At 47.0% G+C, this 1,322-nt stretch carries 1 protein-coding gene; it reads right to left on the bottom strand.

The features are described 5' to 3' along the window. Nucleotides 1–22: 22 nt before the first annotated feature. Nucleotides 23–1,180, bottom strand: coding sequence for an ISAs1 family transposase (locus B4O97_RS19095; protein ID WP_083053113.1), 1,158 nt, complete (start codon nucleotides 1,178–1,180; stop codon nucleotides 23–25). Nucleotides 1,181–1,322: the final 142 nt, after the last annotated feature.

Here is a 1,322-nt window from a genome sequence, read left to right as displayed (position 1 = left end):
CCCAGGGCGAACGCACATAAACTCATCCAGGCAGGCGGCGGTCGATAGCCTCGTCAGAACTAAACAGCATTTGGGTTAAGTATGAGTTATCGAGATGAGCAATCCTTCTGCGACGTTTCAATGATTTCTTCGAGTACTTATCTCGTTTCATCAAACTCAACGCTAACCGTCGCATCATGGCAAAGTTCTCTGCCGAATAACCTTCGCGCATCCGGGAATCATCTTCCCTGAACGTCATATCCAATGTCCAATGAAGGGTGTTCTCCACACTCCAATGCGAGCGTACCGCATGGGCAAAGCGCTGTGCATCTATCGGCAAGCTTGAGATATAGTATCGACATTCGGTCGATTGCTTTTTGCCAATAATCCGGGTTGCCTTTACCATTCCGATGGTCTTTGCCCCGACAAAGTTCTTTAGTTCCGGGAGCCAAGCGATCTCATCGCTCTGATAGTATTCACGGATCTCAATGCGTCCATGGTCTTTATCGACTGTTGTATGACTATCGAGCCACTCTTCTGCTAAGTCCTTCTCTTCCAGCTCATGATAGAAGTATTTCACGTCCTCATGGAGATTCTTCTGATTTCCTTTCAGCGCAAGGACATAGTCAGCTTTCTTGTTCTGAATAGTTGCTGCAATCTCACTCTGACAGCCAATGGCATCGATCGTAACAATACACCCCTTAATCTTGAGCAATTCCAGTAGGGCAGGAATGGCGGTTATCTCGTTTGATTTCTCTGCAGTCTTCTTCTGTCCCAGGAGTACCCCACTCCCTGCGGCCCAGGCACTGACCATATGGATAGGCAATTTCCCGCTCACCTGGTCTCCGCTTCGTCTGAGTGTTTTCCCATCTACTGCGATGACATCACCGGCTATAACATCTCGTACGGCTTCTATCCAGCTCATGAAGCACCGCTGAAGCTCGTCAGGATTGAGTCGGATGAAAAGCCGGCGGATGGTATCATGTGAAGGAATGCCATTTTGCAAGGGGAGAAACGATTTGAGCCACTCTTCTTTGTAGTGACCATAATCTTCAATCTCCTCCCAGGTTTCACTCCCCGTGATAACAGCACAAATCGTCAGAACGATGATGTCTATCAGGGCGTGCTTCTTGTTTCGTTCGATTCTGGGATCTGCTAATTCCTCAAAATGATCAACGATGGATGCTGTCGGCTTCTTCATATGCACTCCTTATACTCTAATCCATTATCAAATAAGGAGTTGAAAAAGTCTAGTAGTATAAGAATTCACTTCTGTTGTATATTAATACAGAAAAGCCTATCGACCGCCGCCTGTTCATGCATATCTATGTGCGTTCGCCCTG

Origin of the sequence: Marispirochaeta aestuarii, from assembly GCF_002087085.1 — a bacterium.
GTDB classification, from domain to species: Bacteria; Spirochaetota; Spirochaetia; order JC444; family Marispirochaetaceae; genus Marispirochaeta; species Marispirochaeta aestuarii.
The sequence above is the reverse complement of the archived record's forward strand: the minus strand, read 5'-3'. Positions and strand labels throughout refer to the sequence as shown.